Genomic DNA, 20,005 nt, shown 5'->3' with positions numbered 1-20,005 from the left:
CTTACTCTACCGTGATTGGAGCACGACGATGGAAGACCTGGTCACCACCCCGTTCGACGCGACCACGACCGCCGCCGAAGTACTCGAAGGCGTCGATCTGCGCGGCCGGCGGGCGGTCGTCACCGGCGGCTCGTCCGGGCTCGGCGCCGAGACCGCCCGCGCGCTCGCCGGCGCGGGCGCCGAGGTGACGCTCGCCGTCCGCGACCCCGCCGCCGGGGACCGCGCCGCCGCCGAGATCGCCGCGTCCACCGGGACCCGTCCGCGCGTGGCCCCGCTCGACCTCGCCGACCGCGCGTCGGTGGCCGCGTTCGTCGCCGCGTGGGACGGCCCGCTGCACGTCCTCGTGTGCAACGCCGGGGTCATGGCCCCGCCGGAGACCCGGACGCCCGAGGGCTGGGAGCTGCAGTTCGCCACCAACCACCTCGGCCACTTCGCGCTGGCCACCGGCCTGCACCCGGCGCTCGCGGCGGCCGGGGACGCCCGCGTGGTCGTCGTCAGTTCGGTGGGCCACCTCAACGCCGACGTGGACTTCGACGACCTGGCGTACGAACACGGCCCGTACGACCCGTGGTCGGCGTACGGACGGTCCAAGACCGCCAACGTGCTGTTCGCCGTCGAGGCCGCCCGGCGCTGGGCCGGCGACGGGATCGCCGTGAACGCGCTGAACCCCGGCCGGATCACCGCGACGAACCTGTCCCGCCACATCGGGGACGTGTCCGCCGCGCCGGCGTCGTTCGGCCCGCGCAGCACGGACGTGTCGTGGAAGACCGTCGAGCAGGGCGCCGCCACGTCCGTCCTGCTCGCCGGGTCGCCGCTGGCGGACGGGGTGACGGGCCGCTACTTCGAGGACTGCGCCGAGGCCGGGCCGCACCGGGAGGGCGTCCGCCGCGGCGTCGCCGGGTACGCGCTGGACCCGGCGCGCGCGGCCCGGCTGTGGCGGGATTCGCTCGCCCTGCTCGGCGCGCGGGTCACGGAGTGAGCAGGCCCGTCTCGTGGGCGCGGGCCGCCGCCTCGGTGCGGGTCGCGACACCGAGCTTGCCGAGGATCCGGGCCACGTGCGTCGCCGTCGTGTTGGACGTGATGAACAGCTCGGCCGCGATCTCGGCGTTGGAGCGGCCCTTGGCGAGGACGCGCAGCACCTCCAGCTCGCGGCGCGTCAGCCCGAAGTCGTTGCGGGGCGGGGGAGCGGCGGGCGTGAGGCGCCCGCGCGCGGCCAGCTCGTCGATGCGGGCCAGCAGCGGCGCCGCGCCCAGCTCGGCCGCGATCGCCCGGGCCTCGCGCAGCCGGGACGTCGCGCCCGGCCGGTTGTTGGACGCCAGCGCGACGCCCGCCGCGCCGGTGAGCACGGTCGCGGTCGCGAAGCGGTCGCCGAGGGCGCGCCAGGCCGCGGCGGCGGCGTCCCACGCGGGCAGCGGGCCCGGACCGGCCTCGGCCAGGAACGTGAGCCGGTGCGCGGCGAGCGCGGGGGTGTCGGCGCGGACGGACGCGACGCGGTCGGCGAGCTGCGCGAGCCGGGCGGCGACCGTCCGGTCGCGGGGCGCGGCGGCGCGGCGGGCGCGCTGGATCCGGGCGCCGAGGACGGCGAGGCGCAGCACGTCCGCGGCGGGCCACGCGGCGGACGGGTCGGCGGCCAGGTGCTCGCCGAGCATGCGGTCGGCGGCGTCGAGGTCGCCCCGGTCGAACGTCCACGCGACGAGCTGGACGGCCAGGTCCGCCTTCGCCTCCTCCGCCCCGCGCGCGTTCCGGGCGAACTCGGTGAGCTGCCGGAACAGCTCCTCGCAGCGGTCGGTCTCGCCCCGGCAGCGCGCGATGTCGGCCGCGACCAGCCGCATGAACGCGGCGTAGAGGGGCGGCGGGGCCTCGTCCAGCGCGTCGGCGACGACGTCCAGGGCCTCGTCCCACCGGCCGAGGGCGCGCAGCGGCACCGCCCGCGTGACGGCGAGCATCCCGCCCCGCGCGCGGACCCGGCCGAGCCGCCGCGCCGCGCGCTGCCCGGCGTGCGCGAGGTCGGCGGCGTCCGCGTACCGGCCCGCCGCGATGAGATCGCCCGCCTCCCACTGGAAGGTGGTGAGGAACGTGTGCTCGTCGCCCGCCGCCTCGGCCGCGCTCCGCGCCGCGGCGAAGCGGCGGGCCGCGCGCTCGTGCTCGCCGTCGATGCCGTCGAGCGCGGCCAGGACGAGCAGGGCGGGGGCGCGCAGGCCGTCGTCGGATCCGGCCAGCTCCAGCGCCTCGGTCGCGTGGTCCCGGCTCTCCTTGTTGCGGAGCGCGCCGACGCCGATGAACGCCAGCGCCGACAGCAGCTCACTGCGCGCCGCGCCGGGCGGCAAAAGCCTCAGCGCGCGCTCCAGGTCGGCGCGGCCGGTGCCGTCGATGCGGTTCTGGAGGCGTCCGCGCAGGCCGAGGAGCGTCGCCGTCCGCTCCGGGTCGGTGGTGTGCTCCAGCGCGGCGGTGGCGTGGGCGACTCCGGCGGCGGACCGTCCGGCGGCGTACGCGGCCGTCGCCGCCGCCTCCAGGACGTCGGCGCGCGGGACGTCCAGCGCGCCGTCGATCCACCGGCCGAGGATCAGTTCGAGCAGGTGGAACTGCTCGTCGTAGGCGTTCTGGCGGGCCGCGCGCCCGGCGGCCTCCCACGCGGCGGGCAGGCCGCGTCCCGGCTCGCCCCCGGCCAGCCAGTGCTCGGCCGCCGCCGTCGTGCCGCCGGGGAGCGTGGCGGCGTAGCGGGCGTGCAGCTCGCGGCGGCGCGCCGGGCGCAGCGACGCGTGGACGGCCTCGCGGATCAGGTCGTGCCGGACGGCGAACCGGTCGTCCCGGACGGTCACCAGATCGCGCGCGGCGAGGTCGTCCAGCGCGGGTTCGGCGCCGCCGACCGCGCGCAGCGTGGCCTCGTCCAGGCCCGCCCCGGCGACGGCGAGGACGGCGAGCGTGTCCCGCGCCGGTCCCGGCAGGTCGGTGACGCGGTCGAGCAGCAGCGTCCGCAGGTCTTCGGCGGGGGTCTCGCCCGCCGTGCCGAGCGCCTCCACGAACAGCGGGTTCCCGCCGCTGCGCGCGTGGATCCGGGCGGCGCGGGCGCGGCCGGGGCGGCGGCCGTCGATCGCGGCGAGCATGTCGGCCACGTGCCGGTGCTCCAGCGGGCCGAGCCGCAGCCGCACCACGTCGCCGCCGCGCGCCAGCTCGGCCAGGAGCTGGCGGTTCGGGTGCTCGCCCGTCCGGACGGTCCCGACGAGCAGCACGGCGCATTCCACGAGGTTGCGGGACAGGTACGCGAACAGCTCGCGGCTGGACGCGTCGGCCCAGTGCAGGTCTTCGACGACCAGGACGACCGGCCGTGTCTCGGACACGCGCGTCACCAGCGCCAGCATCTCCTCCAGCAACCGGATGCGCGGGTAACGAACGGGCGCCGGACCGAGTTCGGGCAGCCAGTCGCCGAACACCGAGCCCGACGGCGGCAGCAGCGCCGCCACCGCGTCCCGGCCGAGCCGCCGCACCAGCGCGCGCAGGATCGCGACGAACGGGACATAGGGCGCGCCCTGGGCGCCGAGTTCGAGGCAACCGCCCGTCAGCACGAGCGGGTCGCCGGGCAGCGCCCGGACCACGCCGGTCACCAGCCGCGTCTTGCCGATGCCCGCCTCGCCCGCGACGAGCACGGTGACCGGCCGCCGGTCCGCCGCGCGGGCGTGCGCGTCCCGCAGCGCGGCGGTCTCGGCCTCGCGGCCGACCACGACGGGACTGACGACAGAGGTCATCCGAACTCCGGGCGGGAAGTCACCAGGTCTGACGACGACAGCCTGCCACCCGCCCGGACATGCTCGGACCCATGAGAAACGTGATCGCCAACATCTCCCTCTCGCTCGACGGCCGCGTCGCCGGACCGGGCGGCGAATACGACATGAGCTGGATCGTCCCGCACGCCGTCAGCGCGGCGGCGCGTGACCACATGGTCCGCGTGACGGGCGGCGCGACGACGGCGCTGCTCGGCCGCAAGAACTACCAGGGCTTCTCCGGCTTCTGGCCGTCGGTGGCCGGGGACGAGAACGCCGACGAGCGCGACCGCGCGTTCGCCCGCTGGCTCGACGGCGTGGAGAAGGTCGTCTTCTCCACCACGCTCGACCGCGTGGACTGGCGCAACGCGCGGCTCGCCGCCGCCGACCCGGCCGCGACCGTCAAGGAACTGCGCGCGCAGGAGGGCGGGGACATCGTCGTCCTCGCCAGCACGAGCGTCATCCAGCAGCTCTTGGCGGCGGGCGAGATCGACCGGCTCAGTGTCACGCTGTGCCCGGAACTGGTCGGCGGCGGGGCGCGGCCGTTCTTCGCCGACGACCTCGACCGCTCGTCCTGGACGCTGACCGACACCGCCCGCACCGACAGCGGCGCCCTGTGCCTGCTCTACTCGCGGAACGCCGGATGATCGTGCGCAAGCTGATCGTCGTCGCCCTGACGTCCCTGGACGGGCGGGTCGAGGGGCCGGGCAGGAACTTCATGGCGATGCCCGCCGACCACAGCTTCGACGGGTACTGCGCGGAACGCCTGCGCACGGCGGACACGCTGCTGCTCGGCCGCGCCACCTTCGACCTGTTCCGCGGGTTCTGGCCGTCGATGGCCGGGCACCCCGAGGCCACCGCCGACCAGCGGGAGATCGCGCGGCTGGACGACGCGATCGAGAAGGTGGTCGTCTCCGACTCGCTCGCCGCCGGGCGGACGGCGCCGTGGGACGACGCCCTGATCGTCCCCCGGGCCGAGGCCCACGCCCGGATCGCGGCGCTGAAGAAGGAGGACGGCCGCGACATCCTCGTGTTCGGCAGCAACGTGCTCTGGAACGATCTGCTGCGCGCCGGGCTGGTGGACGAGCTGCACGTCATGGTCGGGCCGGTCGCGCTCGGCGGCGGGACGACCTTGTTCGACCGGGACCCGCAGACCGGGCTCCGGCTGCTGGCGAACCGGACGTTCCCGGGCTCGGGCAACGTCGTCCTCCAGTACGCGGTCGGGACCTAGCCGCGGACGGGCGGCCTGGCGGGGCCGTTCCAGCGACGTCCCCGCCAGAACCCCCGGCTCTAGTCCGCGCGGTAGGAGCCCGTCCGGCCGCCGATCGCGGGGGTGAGGATGCCCCGGACGAGCTTGATGACGGCCTCGTCCGGGAGGTGGCCGAGCAGGACGTCGTGGGCGCGGCCGAGGCCGAACACGCGGGCCGACGAGTCGATGGCGAGGAGGTGGGAGTCGTCGGCCATGACGCCGAGCGGGTAGACGGCGCGGCCGATCCGGGCGGCGAGCGCGTCGCACGCTTCGCCGTCCGGGACGGCCTCCGGGTCCAAAGTGAATCCGACGCGCCGCAGCGGGCCGGTGCCGCGCGTCGGGACGGTGAGCCCGCCGAACTCGCCGACGAACGCGCGGACGGCGTCGGGGGCGTCGGGCAGGTCGGCGGCGGAGCGGCGGCCGGGCTCCCAGCCCGCCGCTTTCAGTTCGGCGACGACGTCGGACGGGAAGCGCTCGCGGACCGGGCTGTCCGGCGGCCAGGCCGGGGTGTAGGGGCGGTCGCCGAAACCGAGGACGGTCAGCCGCTCGAACTCCGCCGCGATCCGGTGCAGGGATTCCAGCCGTTGTTCGACGGCGTCCTCGGCCACCGGGTCGTCCTGGTCCACGCGGTCGAGGCGGACGACGTCCACGTCGTCGGTGCGCCAGGCGAACGGCTCGGGCGGCAGGGCCTCGGCGAGGCGCGCGGCGAGCGGCACGTTGTTCGCGCGCAGCGTCCAGGCGCCGGGCGCGGGGACGTCCCGTCCGGCCGCGAAGTCCGGTGCCAGTGCCGGGTCGCCGCCCGCGACGGCAGCGGCGGCGTCGGCGGGCACGTCCAGCCGCACGGCCGTGACGAGCAGGCACCGGGCGCGGACGGGGCGCCGCGCCGAATCCAGCGGCTCGTGCCGCACCGCGACGATCACCGGGCGGCCCCGGAACTCGCCGGTGCGGCAGATCAGGACGCGGGACGTGCCGAGCCGTCCGGCCGTGACCAGCGGCGCGTGCCGCCAGCGCGCCGCCGCCGCGCCGAGGTCGCCGGGCGCGAGGCCGAGGCGCGCGGCGCTCCGGTCGACGTCGGCGGCGATCCGCCGCAGGTCCCGCAGGGCCGCGGCGACGTCGGGACGGCTCAGGCGCCGCGCGGCCAGCCCCGCCGACACGAGCGGTACGCCGAGCACCAGGAGCAGCCCGATCCCGCCGAGCCCGCGCAGCGGACGGGCGTCGGCGCGGAACCCGTCGGCGAACCGCGGGGCGACCCGGCCGCTCGCGCCGAACCGGACCGGAACTTCTCGTCCCGGCGGGTACTCGCGCGTCCCGCGCACGACGGCGGGACGTCCGGCGCACGACAGCCGGCTCGCCGCGCGGCGCCCCTTGGCCGCGCGCTGATGGTCGAGGTAGGTGCAGGCGACCGTCCGTCCCGCCTTGAGGTCGGACCGGACGATCTCGTCCGACACCGCCAGGAACGTCAGCACGACCCCCGCGACGGGCAGGAGCAGCGCCGCGAAGAACCAGAACGCGCGAGCGTCCCGCGCGAGCCGGTACGCGGCCACCGGCCCGCACCAGGCCGCCGCCGCGACCGCGACCGGGTACCCGAGGAAACGGAACGCTGTTCCCTCTACGATCCAGGCGGCCAGAACGGTCAGCGCGACCGACCCGAGCCCGGCGAGAAGGGCGCGCCGGAAGAAGACCGCACGGCTCACGGCAGATCGTCCAAACGGTAGGTGCGGCGGGCGACCTCGCGCGTGAGCGCGTCGACGGACGCGTCCGCGCCGAGGACTTCCAGCACGACGCCGAGCGTGGCCGGAAGGGTCAGCCCCGGCTTGTCGATGGGGAAGTTGGAGGCCCACATCGTCCGCTCCGGCCCGAAGCAGTCGTGCAGGTGCCGGACGAGCGGCGCGACCGCGTCCACGAACGCGGCGCGCGGCCCGCGGACGTCGTGCAGGGCGAGCGGCACGGCCCGCTCGCCGCCCAGCAGCGGCATCCCGAGCCCGGAGTGCTTGGCGACGACGTTGGGACGCGCGGCGAGCGCGGCGAGGTCGTCCCGCCAGACCGCGAACTGCTCGCGCCGCTGATGGGCGAAACGCCCGGTGTGCCGTCCGCGCGGGCCGAGGAACCCGACCGGCGTGGCGTAGTGGTCGAGCACGAACGTGGTCTCGGGATACCGCTCGACGAGCCCGAGAGCGTCCGGCAACTGGTGCGCATAGCACCACAGCTCGAAGCTCAGCCCCCGCTCGGCGAGGGCCGCGAACCCGTCCAGGAACGCCGGTTCGGTGTAGACGGCCGGAACGTCGGAGAAGTCGCGGACCCCCGGGTCCGGGTGGTGCGCCGCGCTGAACCGCACCCCGCGCACGAGCCCGGTGACCGCGCGGTGCGCGTCGAGCACGGCGCCCACGTCGTCCCGGCGCGGATCGACGTGGACGACGACGCCGCCGAGCCGGGGCGCCCCGTCCCGCCCGAACGGCAGCCCGGACACCCAGCGCGTCTCCGCCACGGTCCCCAGGTGGTCCCGCGCGGGCCAGGCCGCCTCGATGTGGACGACCGCGCCGACCGGCAGCCCCCCGAGATCCCGCGCGTACGTACCGGGCAGATAGGGCTTGAGCACGTGGTGCGGGTCGCCGACGAACTCCCGGTCTGCCTGCGGAATGACCCGGCGCAGCCCGCGCGGCACCCGGGGAACGCGGCGCAGCAGCCGCGCCCGCCCCGAGCCCGCGCGCACGGTCGTCAGCGGATCCCACTGGTGGACGTGCGGGTCGACGATCGAAGCGGGCAGGCGTTCCGCGAGCTGGTTCGGGTTCATGGCTCTCGTCGGGCAGGCGATACGGGCGTCCGCCAGGATGCCAAACCGCCGCGCGCCGCGCCGCCCCGGGACCGCGCCGCGCTCAGGGGAAGGGGAGCGGGGGAGAGGGCGCCAGGGTGCGTTGGACGGCCGTCGCCGCTTCCAGCTCTGCCTGCGTGATGTCGTTGACGAAGGTGACGTCCCCGATCCCGACCGGCAGGGGGACGCGCTGCTGCCCGTCGCGGTGGCGGACGGTGTCCTGAAGGGCGCCCGCCAGGATGTCCGGCTCTAAGAGGGGATGCCAGGTCGGCAGCTCCAGCGCGGACATCACCGCGAACACCCGGTCGCGCTGGTGCTCGGTCAACAAGCCGCGGTGGTGGGCCACGACGGTGGTCAACGCCATGTCCACGCAGACGGCCTCGCCGTGCAGCAGGGACGGGAGCGCCCGCATCTCGATCGTCGGGCTGAACGTGTGGCCGTAGTCGACGCTGCGCTCCAGCTCGGTCTCCCAGAGATTCGGTTCCAGCTCCTCCAGCATCCCTTCGGTGGCGGCGTGGAGCACCGCGACGGCGGCGCGGTCGCCCGCGGGGGTGACGCCCTGGAACTTCTCGTCCAGCAGGCGGCGGCCGTGCTGTTCCAGGAGGTCGAACAGCCGCGCGTCCTTGATCAGCGCGAGTTTCAGGATCTCGGCGATGCCGTTGCTGACGTGCCGCCGGGCCAGCGTCGCCAGGAAGAAGCGGTCGAGCAGCGTCAGCGCGGCGGGCGCATAGGTTCCGAGGCGGTTCTTGTGGCCGTTGAAGTTCACCCCCGTCTTCGCGCCGACGCCCGCGTCCACGAGCCCGACGAGCGTGGTCGGGACGCGGACGAACGGCGTCCCGCGCCGGTACAGGCTCGCGACCAGCCCCACGATGTCGGTCAGGACGCCGCCGCCGACGACGATCAGCGGTTCGCGGCGGCGGGCGAGGCCGAACGCGTCCAGCGCCTCCACGATGCGCGCGGCGGTGCCGAAGTCCTTCGCCGACTCGTCCGCCCGGACGGTCAGGACCGTGGACTCGACGCCGTGGTGGTCGAAGTACGCGCGGATCCCGGCGCCGTGCAGCAGGTCGACGGCGTGGTCGACGACGACGAAGCGGCGCCGGCCCGATCCGATCTCCAGCACGTCGGCGCGGTCGGGCCGGAAGACGTGCTCGCGGATCCGCACCTCGTAGCTGACGAGCTGCTGCGCGCGGACGCGCCACGACCCCGGACGTTCTGCGTTGGCGTTCACAGCGGCACCCCTTCGGCTCGCCGGCGGTCAGGACGGGGTCAGCCGCACGCGCAGCCCTCCGGACGGGCCGCCGGCGGTGACGCGGACGTCCCGCAGGTCCCGGACGCGCTCGGCTCGCACGCCGTCCGGCAGCGGGCCGGGGCCGACCAGCACGGTCGCGGCCACGGCGGCGTGCGCGGCCAGCAGCCCGGCGGGGGAGTCCTCGAAGGCCAGCGCGGACGCGGGCGCGACGCCGAGCCGCCGCGCGGCCGTGCGGAACCCCTCCGGGCTGGGCTTCCCTGCGGCGACGTCGTCGGCGGTGACCACGACGGACGGCAGCGGGAGCCCGGCCGCGCGCATCCGGGCGAGCGCGAGCGCGCGGTCGGCGGACGTCACGAGCGCCCAGCGGTCCGGCGGCAGCGCGGCGAGCAGGTCGGGCGCGCCCGGCACGGGGACGATCCCGTCGGTCTCGCGCACCTCGGCGGCGGTGATGCGCGCGGTCTCGGCGGCGACGTCGGCGCCCGGCGGCGCGAACTCGGCGACGGTCTCGGCCGTGGGGCGGCCGTGCGACACCGCGAGGATCGCCGCCGCGTCCAGCCCGTGGCGGCGGGCGAAGTCGCGCCAGGTGCGCTCCACGACGGCGGTGGAGTCCAGCAGCGTGCCGTCCATGTCGAGCAGCAGGGCCGTCGCGGCGACGACGGCGGGGGTTCGTCTCATCGTGGTGTCCCTGAAAGCGTCGGGGCGTGCCGCCGTGCCCAGGCGAGGTCCGCCGCGAGCCGCGCGCGGTCGCCGTCGCGGTAGTCGTTCTCCAGCACGAGCGCGCGCACCGGGACGCGGCGCAGCGCGCCGAGCGTCGCGTCCAGCCCGGCCGTGCCGGTGCCGAGCGGGGGCGACGCGCCGGTGTCGGGCGGCCCGTCCTTGAGGTGGACCTGGTCGGCGAGCAGGTCCCCGCAGCACGCCGCGAGGCAGTCCGGACGCAGGCCGGCCTTGACCGGGTTGTAGCAGTCCAGCACGAGCCGGAACGCCGGCGACGCGACGCGCCGCGCCAGTTCCCTGGCCTTCCCGCACGGCAGGACGTTCTCGCTCCCGAGCAGCAGGCCGCGCGCCTCGGCCTCAGCCGCCGCCCAGCGCAGCGTCGCGGCGGTGGCGGCGAACGCGTCCGGGCCGTCGATCGCGCTGCGCCGGAAGCTCGGAACGAACGCCAGCGGCACGCCGAGCGCGACGGCCGTGTCGAGCAGCCGCACCAGCACGGGCCGGGCGGCGGCGGACGTGAGGCCGACGTCGTTGAGATGGTTGCCCGCGACGGCCAGCAGCCGCACGCCCGTCGCGTCCGCCGCCGCGCGCACCGCGTCCGTCCGGCCGGGCGCGTCGAGCCACGGGCCGCGTCCCGGACCGCCGAGGTCGAGCTGCACGCCGTCCGCCCCGGCCTCGGCCGCCGCGCGGACCGAGGCCGCGCCGGACGCGGGCAGCCGCCACTCGGCCAGCCCGACCGCGCAGTTCACCGGACCGGCCCGCTCTGCGAGACGGGCGCGCGGTCGTGGACCGACCACCAGGTTCCGTCGCCGTCCACGACCAGGCTCTCGCCGTGGTGCCCGGCGGTCGCGGCCAGGTGCAGGGCGAGCGGGGCGAACGCGGACGGCCGCATGTACGAGCCGTAGTCGAAACCGGGCGGCCGACGGCGGCGGATGCCCGGCGTGTCGACCATCCCGGCCGGGAGGATCTGGACGATCCGGACGTCCGCCGGATCCTCCTCCTGCGCCACCGCGTCCAGCAGCGCCCGGGCCGCCGCCTTGGTCGCCGCGTACCCGGACCGTCCGGGCCCGGGGTTGAACGCCACTTCCGACGACACGCCGACGAACAGCCCCGGCCGCGCGGCCCGCAGCGCCGGGAGGGTGGCCGCCAGCGTCCGCCGGAGCCCGGTCACGTTGACGTCGAGCTGGCCGAGCCACTCGTCCTCGGGCACCGCACCGAACGGCGCGCGCCGGGCGCCGTACCGGACGGCCGCGAAGCACACCGCGTCCAGCGGCCCGGCGCCGAGCGCGGTCAGCCGGTCGACCGCGTCGGCGCCGATGAGATCCAGCGGCTCCCACCGCAGCGGCGCGGCGCGGGCCGGTTCGCCCCGGCTGCACACGACGACGTCGGCGCCCGCGGCGGCCCAGGCGTCGGCGACGCCCCGGCCGATGCCCGTGGAGCCGCCGACGACGAGCATCCGGCGGCCGGTCAGGTCGGTCATGGGTCTCCCTCCGTCGCGGCGATCCGGACCGACAGCTTGACGAGGCGGCGGCCGTCGACGGTGCGGTCGCGCGTGCGCGCGAGCCGCCGCATCACCCGCGCGGCGCCGTCCAGGCCGGTCCGGTGCGTGATCAGGTCGCGGTAGCGGGCGGGGTCGCGGGCCAGCTCGGCGGCGGCGGCGCGCAGCTGCCCGCCGGACACGCCGCGATGGCCGAACAGCCGGCCCCGTGCGGTCGCCGTGACGCGGGCCGGGGACGGCAGCCCGCCGCAGTTCGCCGCCCGCGCCGCCGCGAGGTCCACGCCCGGCAGGAGCGGGGTGGCCGCGCCGGGCGGCAGGCCGCCGACGAGGTCCACGACGACGTCCGGCCCGGCCGCCGCGAGCACGGCCTCCAGCGCCGCGACGGTCGCGTCCCGGGGCGTGACGATCAGCGCCGCGACCGGCCCGGGCAGCGGCGCCCGCTCACCGGCGAGGAGCAGCACGTCCGCCGGGTGCGGGCTCCGGCGGCTGAACACCCGGCCCGTCTCGGTGCGGTGGACGAGCACCACGCGCACGTCCGCGCCGAGCACCGGCCGCGCCGCGCGGACGGCCAGGTGCCCGACGACGCCGTCCCCGACGACGAGCAGCGTGCGCGGCGCGAACGCCCGCAGCTCCGCCAGCGCGTACCGGGCGACCGCGAGCGGTTCGAGCAGCGCGCCGAGCGTGACGTCCGTGGACTCCGGCAGCGGCACGACCATGCCGCCCGCCACCGCCGACGCGGGCAGCAGCGTGCGCTCCTGGAGCAGGCCGTCCACGTTGTGGCCCAGCAGGAAGCCCGGATCGCGCGGATGCGTCGGGTTGACGGTGACGAGCGTGCCGGGCGCGAACGCGTCCGGGACGTCCGGGCCGACGGCCGCCACCCGGCCGACGCCCTCGTGCCCGATCACCGGCGCCGGGTCGTCGCGCAGGCCGCGCAGCATCTGCAGGTCCGTCCCGCACAGCCCCGCGTACAGGGGCGCGACGGTCAGCTCGCCCGGTCCGGGGGACGGCGTCGGCCGCAGGACGACCGACACCCCGCCGCCGCTCCGCACGATCGCCCGGTGGACGCTCATCGCGCCTCCGTCCCGCCGAGCGCCGCGAGCCCGGCGCCGACGAGCCCGTCCGCCTCGCCCGGCGCGCAGACCCGGATCCGGTCGAGCGTCCAGGCGGGGTCGCGCTCGCCGGTCAGGTACAGGCCCTCGCGGCGCAGATGGCCGAGCAGGGCGCGGCGGTAGTGGTCGCCGAGGCCCGCCGCGACGCCGCCGGTGAACGCGACGAGGTCGAGGTCGGGGTCCAGGCAGAGCGCGGTGCGGACGACGTCGGCGAGCGGCCCGGTCGCGGCGGCCAGCAGCTCGGCGGCCAGCAAATCGCCGTCGTCCAGCGCCGCCGCGAGCGCCGTCTCGAACGGCTCGCCGCGCGCGGTCCGGACGCCGAGCGGCGCCGCGTCCCAGGCCGCGCCGCGCCGGTCGCGCAGGACGCCGGCGAGCCGCCGGATCCCCGGCCCGGACGCGAACGCCGCGACGTGGCCGGGTCGCCCGCAGGCGCAGTCGAGGTCCACCGGCGCGCCGCCGAGCGCCGTGGCCGCGGGCAGGTGCCCGATCTCGCCCTGCAGCCCGCAGCCGTCCACCGGGATCGTCCCGGTGCGGCGGTCGATCGTCCGGCACGCGATCCCGGTGCTGACGGTCACCAGCATGATCTTGCGGCGGCCCCGGGTGGCGCCCGCCAGGTGCAGCAGCGCGGCCGTGACGTCGTTGACGACCGTCCAGGCGACGTCCGGTCGGGCCGCCGCCAGCGCCGCGCGCAGGTCGAACGGCTCGGCGTGGGCGCCCCACAGCGGGGCGGAGGCGTAGACCGTCCCGGTCCGGTGGTCGAGGGCCGCGCCGAACGAGACGCCCGCCGCGCCGCCCGCCGGGACCGCGTCGCCGAGCAGCCGGACCAGCTCGTCGCGCAGCGCGCCGACGTCGGCGTCCGGACGGTTCGCGCGGCTCGGGGACGGCACCCGGCGCACGGCGCCGAGCCCGCGCCCGGGGGACCAGCCCGCCCAGCGCACATGGGTGCCGCCGACGTCGATGACCGTGATCGTGCGCTCAGGCATGGGGGTCCTCGGCGGCCGGCCGTCCGGCGGGGACCGGCCCGATCAGCAGAGTCACACGGATTGACCGGACCCGTCAAGACGCCGGGGCCGCGTCGGGAGCGGCGACGCGGGCGTAGTCGTCGGCCAGCCGCCGCATCGTGTACCGGGCGGTCGCGCTTCGCCGCGCGCGCTCGCCGAGCCGCCGCCGCAACGCGGGATCGTCCAGCAGCCGGGCCAGCGCGCGGCGCACCCCGGCGGTGTCGGCCGGATCGACGAGGACGCCGTTCTCCCCGTCGGCGATCTGGAGCCGGATGCCGCCGACCGCCGACGCGACGACCGCGCGGCCCTTGACCATCGCCTCGGTGACGGTGAGGCCGAACCCTTCTTCCAGGCTTTTCTGGACGACCACGTCGGCCCGGCGCTGCAGCGCGTTGACGACCAGCGCGCTCCACTCCGGCGGGCGCATCGACAGGCTCACCAGATGGACGCGGGCGCGCTCGGCGGGCGGCAGCTCCGCGCGGACGCGGGTCACCTCGGCGAGGACGGCGCGCCCCTCGGGATCGTCGGACACCTCGGACGGATCGGTGCCCGCCAGGACGAGATGGACGTCCGGCGGCAGCCCCGTGAAGCACCGCACGACCCCGACCATGTCCTTCAGCGGATCCCACCGCGACACCTGGACGACCACGCGCGCGTCCGGGGGGAGCGGCGCGTCCTGCACGACCGTCGCGCGCGGGGACGTGCGGTCGGCGGTGAGCCCGGCCTCGGCCAGCAGCGCGGCGCCCTCGCCCGGCGCCAGCTCCCGGTTCTTCGGCGCGTCCGGGTCGATGGCGGGCGCCGCGACGAACCGGCGCTCGTCCGGAATGCCCGGCGGCGCGAACTGCGGCAGCGTGGTCACGACCGCGTCGACGGCGGCCAGCTCGCCGGCCAGCGCCCGCCACACCGCGCCCGGCCCGCGCTCGGGCGGGATCTCGGCGCCGACGTGGCAGTGCCACACCACCCGCGCCCCGGCCGCCCGCAGCGCCGGGGCGAGCCCGATCGTCTGGGTGTCGTGCAGGACGGCGACGTCCCCGGGGCCGATCTCGGCGAGGAACCAGGGCGCCTGCTCGGCGAGCACCGCGCGGTAGACGGTGAGGTACTCCGGGTCGTCCAGCGGCGCGGCGGGGACCTGCCCGTGCAGCAGCCGGTACAGGTACTTCGTGACGGCGAAGAACTCGGCGTTCCCGCCGGTCACGGCCCACGCGGCGTTCGCGCCCCGCGCGCGCTGGGCGGGGACGAGCCCCGACAGCAGTTCGGCGACGCCGCCGCCCGTGGCCGTGGCGTTGACGTGCACCAGCCGGGGCCGGCGGTCCGCCGGCTCGATCACCCAGAACGGATCTGTCATCGGGCGCGCCTTCCGCAGCGAACGGCCACCGGGCAACGCCGTCCATGCTGACAGCGTTCCGACCGGAGTCAACCGGGCTGTCGGGTCCGCATGTGGTCAGCCGGCGGCGTCGAGTTCGGCGCGGGTGGGCGGGTCCGCGCCGGGACGGGTCGTGGCGAGCGCGCCCGCCCGGACGGCCTGCCGCAGGACCGTTTCCAGCTCGTCGGGCGCCGCCGGGACGCGGACTTCGTCGCCGGTCCACAGGCCGTCCAGCAGCGCGGACTGGAACGCGTCGCCCGCGCCGATCGTGTCGGCCACCCGCACGCGCGGCGCCGGGACCGACACCTCGGCGTCCGGCAGGAACCCGGTCGCGCCGTCCGCGCCGCGCGTCAGCACCACCAGGCGCGGGCCGCGGGCGAGCAGCGCGCGGGCCGCGTCCGACGGGCCGAGGCCCGGCCACAGCCAGGCCAGGTCCTCGTCGCTGGCCTTGACGACGTCGGCGACGCGCGCGATGCGCTCCACCGCCGCCCGGTAGGCGGCGCGGTCGGGCAGGACGGCGGGCCTGACGTTGAGGTCCACCGCCACCGCGCGTCCCGGCCGCCCGTGGACCTCGCGGCACGCCGCCAGCACCCGCGCCGCGCCCGGCTGCACGACGGCGGCGAGGGAGCCGGTGTGCAGCAGGACGGCGTCGTCGGCGACCGGGATCCGCACCGGGTCCCAGACGGCCAGGAACTCGTAGGTCGCGGCGCCGGTCGCGTCGTCCACGTACGCCAGCGCGACCGTGGTCCGCCCGGACGCGCCCGGCACGCGCGCCACGTCGATGCCGGCGGCGGCCAGCCGCTCGCCGACCAGCGCGCCCGGCGGGTCGTCGCTCCAGCAGGTGACGAGCGTGACCGGACGGCCGAGCCGGCGCAGCCCGATCGCCACGTTCGCCGGGCTCCCGCCGGGCAGCGGGCGGATCGTCGCCGCGCCCGCGCGCCACACCAGGTCCACGAGGGACTCGCCGATCACGACGGTCCGCATGCGTCCTCCGTTTCCGCCGGGCGCAGCGGCCACGCCCGGACGTCGAACGCGGCGGACCCCGCGCCCGCCGCGCGCGCCCGCAACCGCCACGGCCCGTCCCCGACCGGGTAGAAGCGCAGCGTCAGCGCCTCGCCGGTGCCGAGGAAGATCTCGGCGATCGAGTGGTCGACGATGATCCGCACGTCGGCCGCCGCGCCGGGCGCGACCGGGCGCGGGATGCGCCAGGACCCGCCCTGCGCCCGCGGCTCGCGGGACGCCCGTGAGCGGTCGGCCACCAGCTCGCCCGTCGCCGGGTCCAGCCCGACGTCCAGGTATTCGTCGCCGTCGGACGACGTCAGCAGCCGCAGGCCCGCCGCGGCCCGCCCGTCCGGCGAGCGGTGCAGGCGCGCCGTCACGTCCAGGCACCGGCCGACGGCGCCGAGGTCGCGCGGGACGCACGCCGCCGCCCGGCCGCGCGCGGTCACGACGGCCGCGCCGCGCAGCGCGGCGATCTCCCGCGCGGGTCTTTGGACGACGCAGCCGTGCCCGTCCGGCGTCACTTCGCGGGGGAGCGTGAGGAGCCCGGCCCATCCGGCCTCGTCCGTCCACGTGCTCGGCGCGCCGGGACGGACGGCGTCCCGGGCCTCCCACGACCACGCCCACAGCAGCCACCGGCCGTCCGGGGCGCGCAGCAGGGCGGGCGCGTAGAAGTCGGGGCCGTGGTCGAGCCGGGCCGGCGCGCCCGCCGCGAAGCTCTCCCCGTGGTCGGCGCCGGTGTAGACGGCGGTGCGGCGGGCGCCCTCGTCCGGGTCCCACGCGCTGAGCAGCAGCGCGCCGCGCCCGTCGCCGAAGTCGGCGTACTGCACGCACTCCCACCCGCGCTCGGTCGTGCCGCCGGGCAGGGGCTCGGGGGCGCGCGCCAGGAACGGGCCGGTGTACTTCCAGGTCTCCAGATCGTCCGACAGGTAGTGCAGCGCGGCGCCGCGCCCGTCGCGCAGGGCGGCGCCGACCAGCATCCGCCACCGGTCGCCGTCCCGCCACACGTACGGGTCGCGGAACATCACCGCGTTCGGCGGTGGCTCGGCGACCCGCAGGCCCGGGTCCTTGGCGAACGTCAGCCCGCCGTCGCGCGACACGGCGGACGCGACGGGCTGCCACCAGCGGTCCTCGCGCCGCGCGGAGTAGAACGCGACGAGTCGTCCGCCGTCGGACACCGCGTTCCCGGACCAGACGCCGCCGGAGTCCTCGTCCGACGGCGCCAGCGCGACCGGCAGCCGCTCCCACCGCACCAGGTCCCGGCTGCGGTAATGCCCCCAGTGGACGTTCTCGTGCCGCGTACTGGCCGGGTTGTACTGGAAGAAGACGTGGTAGTGCCCGTCGTGGAACACCAGCCCGTTCGGGTCGTTGATCCAGTGCGCGGGCGGACGCGGATGGACGGCCGGGAAATGCACGCTCACCCCGCGGCCGGACGGGCGGCGGACGGCGCGGCGACCGAGTCCCGCTCCACCGGCGGGCAGGCCAGCGCGACCCGCCCGTCGCCCGGGTCGTCCAGGCCGAGCAGCACGCGCAGCCCCACCGCGCCGAGGTCATAGTGGGGGAGCGCGACGGTCGACAGCGCGGGCCGCAGGTGCGCCGCGATGACCTCCTGGTTGTCGAACCCGACGACCGCGACGTCGCCGGGGACCCGCAGCCCCCGGTCGCGCAGCCCGTCGTACAGGCCCATCGCGACCCGGTCGTTGTGGCAGCAGACGGCCGTCACGTCGCGCGCGAGGACGTCCCCGGTGACCGCGTACCCGCCCGCCTGGTCCGGCCGCGCGTCCAGCACGAGCGCCGGATCGAACGCGATCCCGGCGGCGGCGAGCGCCTCCCGGTGCCCGCGCAGCCGCCCCTCCCGGGCGGGCGACGGCGTCGTCGTGTTGACGAACGCGATCCGCCGGTGGCCGCGCGCCAGCAGCAGTTCGGCCGCCGCCCGTCCGCCGGACACCTCGTCGGGCACGACCGCGCGGACGCCCGGCGCGTCGGCGAAGCAGTTGACGAGCACGAAGTCGGTCTCGGCCAGCGACCCCGGCACCTCGATCGGCCGGTGGTACCACGTCGAGTAGACGATGCCGCGCACCTTGTGCTCCAGCATCATCGCGATGGCCTCGGCCTCCGCGTCGTCGTTGCCCTCGGTGTTGGCCACGAGCAGGACGTACCCGTGCTTCCACGCCTCGTCCTGCGCGCCGTGGATGATCTGCCCCGCGAACGGCGTCGTCGCGATCGCGTCGGCGACCAGCCCGATGAACCGGGAGTCGCCCTGCACGAGGTTCTTCGCCATCGCGTTCGGCCGGTAGCCGAGGTCGCGGATCGCCGCCCACACGCGCTGCCGCGTCGCCTCCCCGATGCGGGCGGTCTTCTTGTCGTTGATGACCAGCGAAACGGTGGCGACCGAGACTCCGGCGGCGGACGCGACCTCCCGCATCGTCACCGGCCGCCGCCGGGCGCGCGGGGCCGGGGGGTTCGGTTCCGTCATCCCTTGGACGCTCCTCTCTCCAGTCCGTAGATCATGGCCCTGTTGAGGACGAGGAAGATCAGCAGCAGCGGCGTGACGGTGACGCAGACGGCCGCGAACGTGGCCGTCCAGTCGGTCTTCCCCATCGCGCCGATGTAGTTCTGCAGGCCCAGCGGGATCGTCTTCAGGTCCTCCGACAGCACGAACGTGTTGGCGAAGATGAAGTCGTTCCAGATGAAGATGCTGTTCACCATGACGACCGTCACGACCGTGTTCACCGACATCGGCAGCGTGATCCGCGCGAAGATCCGGTACGGGCCCGCGCCGTCCAGCGACGCCGCCTCGTACACCTCGCGCGGGATGTACTCGAAGAACGACGAGAACAGGTAGACCGACATCGGCAGCGCGAACCCGGCCAGCGGCAGGATCATGGACGGGTAGGTGTCCAGCAGGCCGACGCGCGTGTAGTCCACGAACAGCGGGACGAGCGCGATCTGCACCGGCACCACGATCCCGACGAGGAACAGCGCGCGCACGACCCGGCTGAACCGGAAGCCGAGCACCTGCAGCGCATAGGCGCCCATCATCCCGCACAGCACGATGAGCACGTTCGCGCCCATCGTGACGATCAGACTGTTGAGGATGTTGCGGCCCAGGTGCCCGTGGCCGAACGCCCGCGCGTAATTGTCGAACGTGAGGGACGTCGGCAGCGCGAACGGGTTGCCGCCCGCGAAGTCCCGCTCGGTGCGCAGGCTCGTCAGGAACAGCCACACCAGCGGGTACACCTGCACCACCACCAGCGCGCCGACGAGCACGCGCGACGCCAGCCGCGCCGGGCTCGGGGGCCGCCGGGACGGGCGGCGGGGCTTGTGCGGCCGTCCGCCGGCCCGCGCGGGCGCCTTCGCGGGCGCGTAGGTCGTCATCGGTGCGCCTTCCGCCGCAGGACCAGCAGGATCAGCCCGACCGCCACCAGGCACTCGACCACGATGAACACCGAGATCGTGCTCGCGTAGCCGTAGTCGGTGCTGGTGAACGCGGTCTTGTACATGTACGTCGTGATCAGCTCCGAGGACTGGCCCGGACCGCCGTTGGTCAGCAGGTACGGGATGTCGAACCCGCGCAGCGCGTAGGTCGCGGCCATGATCGTCGTCGTCGCGAAGACCGGCCGGATGTACGGGAAGCGGATGTGGGCGAACACCTGCCAGGACGACGCGCCGTCCAGCCGCGCCGCCTCCTCCAGCTCGCGCGGCACCGCGAGCAGCGCCGCGTAGATGATGATCGTGTAGAGGCCGACGAACCGCCAGCCCTCCGGCGCCGACACCGCCGCGAGGACGGTGTGGACGTCCGACAGCCACGGCCGCTGCCACCCGCCGAGCCCGACGGCCGCGAGCGCCTGGTTGAGGAGCCCGGCCGGGTCGATCGAGTAGATCCGCTGGAACAGGAACGCGATCGCGACCGTCGAGATCACCGCGGGCAGCAGGTACAGCGTCTTGATCACCTCGCGTCCGCGCCGCAGCGAGGCGAGCAGGCTCGCCACGACCAGCGCGCCGCCCACCTGGAGGACGAGGCAGATCGCCAGATAGCCGAGCGCGTTGCCGAACGCCCGCCAGAAGACCGCGTCGCCGGTGAGCATCCGCGTGTAGTTCGCGAGGCCGACGAACTCCATGTCGCTCAGCCCGTCCCAGGAGAAGAAGCTGAGGACGAGGGACTGGACGATCGGCAGCAGCACGGCGACGCCGTAGAGCAGCAGCGGCGGCGTCAGGAAGACGAGCACCGCCAGCCGCGACCGGTGCGGGAGCATCCC

At 76.3% G+C, this 20,005-nt stretch carries 18 protein-coding genes; 3 read left to right on the top strand and 15 right to left on the bottom strand.

From position 1 onward, the window contains the following. Positions 1-28: 28 nt before the first annotated feature. Positions 29-979: an SDR family NAD(P)-dependent oxidoreductase gene (locus GQ466_RS30210; protein WP_161106493.1), complete on the top strand. Its 951-nt coding sequence runs from the start codon at positions 29-31 to the stop codon at positions 977-979. Here GQ466_RS30210 and GQ466_RS32530 read toward each other — a convergent pair. Further along, positions 969-3,743 (bottom strand): ATP-binding protein, encoded by a 2,775-nt coding sequence (locus tag GQ466_RS32530; RefSeq protein ID WP_161106492.1) that lies wholly within the window; start codon positions 3,741-3,743, stop codon positions 969-971. The genes GQ466_RS30210 and GQ466_RS32530 overlap by 11 nt on opposite strands. 71 nt (positions 3,744-3,814) lie before the next feature. Here GQ466_RS32530 and GQ466_RS30200 point away from each other — a divergent pair, with 71 nt between their 5' ends. Both GQ466_RS30200 and GQ466_RS30195 read left to right on the top strand, forming a co-directional pair. Continuing rightward, positions 3,815-4,405 carry a dihydrofolate reductase family protein gene (locus tag GQ466_RS30200; protein WP_237418517.1) on the top strand — a complete coding sequence of 197 codons (591 nt, stop codon included), beginning with the start codon at positions 3,815-3,817 and terminating at the stop codon, positions 4,403-4,405. Continuing rightward, positions 4,402-4,989: a dihydrofolate reductase family protein gene (locus GQ466_RS30195; protein WP_202421331.1), complete on the top strand. Its 588-nt coding sequence runs from the start codon at positions 4,402-4,404 to the stop codon at positions 4,987-4,989. The genes GQ466_RS30200 and GQ466_RS30195 overlap by 4 nt, the downstream gene beginning before the upstream one ends. A 59-nt stretch (positions 4,990-5,048) precedes the next feature. Here GQ466_RS30195 and GQ466_RS33030 read toward each other — a convergent pair whose 3' ends face one another. The 14 genes from GQ466_RS33030 to GQ466_RS30125 all read right to left on the bottom strand — a co-directional run bounded on the left by GQ466_RS33030 (position 5,049) and on the right by GQ466_RS30125 (position 20,002). Next, positions 5,049-6,701 (bottom strand): SUKH-3 domain-containing protein, encoded by a 1,653-nt coding sequence (locus GQ466_RS33030; RefSeq protein ID WP_161106490.1) that lies wholly within the window; start codon positions 6,699-6,701, stop codon positions 5,049-5,051. Then, complete coding sequence (locus GQ466_RS30185; protein ID WP_161106489.1) at positions 6,698-7,798, bottom strand: amidohydrolase family protein; 1,101 nt, start codon at positions 7,796-7,798, stop codon at positions 6,698-6,700. Before GQ466_RS30185 ends, GQ466_RS33030 begins: the two co-directional genes overlap by 4 nt. Before the next feature lie 82 nt (positions 7,799-7,880). Then, positions 7,881-9,044, bottom strand: a complete 1,164-nt coding sequence (locus GQ466_RS30180; RefSeq protein ID WP_161106488.1) for an iron-containing alcohol dehydrogenase — start codon at positions 9,042-9,044, stop codon at positions 7,881-7,883. 27 nt (positions 9,045-9,071) lie between these two features. After that, positions 9,072-9,740, bottom strand: coding sequence for an HAD-IA family hydrolase (locus GQ466_RS30175; RefSeq protein ID WP_161106487.1), 669 nt, complete (start codon positions 9,738-9,740; stop codon positions 9,072-9,074). After that, positions 9,737-10,525 carry a TIM barrel protein gene (locus tag GQ466_RS30170; protein WP_161106486.1) on the bottom strand — a complete coding sequence of 263 codons (789 nt, stop codon included), beginning with the start codon at positions 10,523-10,525 and terminating at the stop codon, positions 9,737-9,739. The genes GQ466_RS30175 and GQ466_RS30170 overlap by 4 nt, the downstream gene beginning before the upstream one ends. Continuing rightward, on the bottom strand, positions 10,522-11,256 hold the full coding sequence (locus GQ466_RS30165; RefSeq protein ID WP_161106485.1) for an SDR family NAD(P)-dependent oxidoreductase: 735 nt from the start codon (positions 11,254-11,256) through the stop codon (positions 10,522-10,524). The genes GQ466_RS30170 and GQ466_RS30165 overlap by 4 nt, the downstream gene beginning before the upstream one ends. Then, entirely contained in the window at positions 11,253-12,344 is a 1,092-nt protein-coding gene (locus tag GQ466_RS30160; protein WP_161106484.1) for a zinc-dependent alcohol dehydrogenase, read from the bottom strand. The genes GQ466_RS30165 and GQ466_RS30160 overlap by 4 nt, the downstream gene beginning before the upstream one ends. Next, a complete protein-coding gene (locus tag GQ466_RS30155; protein ID WP_161106483.1) occupies positions 12,341-13,366 on the bottom strand; it encodes an ROK family protein in 1,026 nt (341 codons plus the stop codon). Before GQ466_RS30155 ends, GQ466_RS30160 begins: the two co-directional genes overlap by 4 nt. Before the next feature lie 73 nt (positions 13,367-13,439). Further along, entirely contained in the window at positions 13,440-14,729 is a 1,290-nt protein-coding gene (locus GQ466_RS30150) for a glycosyltransferase (RefSeq protein WP_161106482.1), read from the bottom strand. 96 nt (positions 14,730-14,825) lie between these two features. Further along, positions 14,826-15,731, bottom strand: coding sequence for a carbohydrate kinase family protein (locus GQ466_RS30145; RefSeq protein WP_161106481.1), 906 nt, complete (start codon positions 15,729-15,731; stop codon positions 14,826-14,828). Beyond that, positions 15,716-17,167: a GH32 C-terminal domain-containing protein gene (locus GQ466_RS32115; RefSeq protein ID WP_161106480.1), complete on the bottom strand. Its 1,452-nt coding sequence runs from the start codon at positions 17,165-17,167 to the stop codon at positions 15,716-15,718. The genes GQ466_RS30145 and GQ466_RS32115 overlap by 16 nt, the downstream gene beginning before the upstream one ends. Beyond that, positions 17,164-18,222 (bottom strand): LacI family DNA-binding transcriptional regulator, encoded by a 1,059-nt coding sequence (locus GQ466_RS30135; protein ID WP_161106479.1) that lies wholly within the window; start codon positions 18,220-18,222, stop codon positions 17,164-17,166. The genes GQ466_RS32115 and GQ466_RS30135 overlap by 4 nt, the downstream gene beginning before the upstream one ends. Further along, positions 18,219-19,124: a carbohydrate ABC transporter permease gene (locus tag GQ466_RS30130; RefSeq protein ID WP_161106478.1), complete on the bottom strand. Its 906-nt coding sequence runs from the start codon at positions 19,122-19,124 to the stop codon at positions 18,219-18,221. Before GQ466_RS30130 ends, GQ466_RS30135 begins: the two co-directional genes overlap by 4 nt. Continuing rightward, positions 19,121-20,002: a carbohydrate ABC transporter permease gene (locus GQ466_RS30125; RefSeq protein WP_161106477.1), complete on the bottom strand. Its 882-nt coding sequence runs from the start codon at positions 20,000-20,002 to the stop codon at positions 19,121-19,123. The genes GQ466_RS30130 and GQ466_RS30125 overlap by 4 nt, the downstream gene beginning before the upstream one ends. Positions 20,003-20,005: the final 3 nt, after the last annotated feature.

The organism is Actinomadura rayongensis, from assembly GCF_009831215.1.
Taxonomy (GTDB): domain Bacteria; phylum Actinomycetota; class Actinomycetes; order Streptosporangiales; family Streptosporangiaceae; genus Spirillospora; species Spirillospora rayongensis.
Note: the sequence above shows the minus strand (reverse complement) of the source record. Positions and strands in the feature narration are given on the sequence as shown.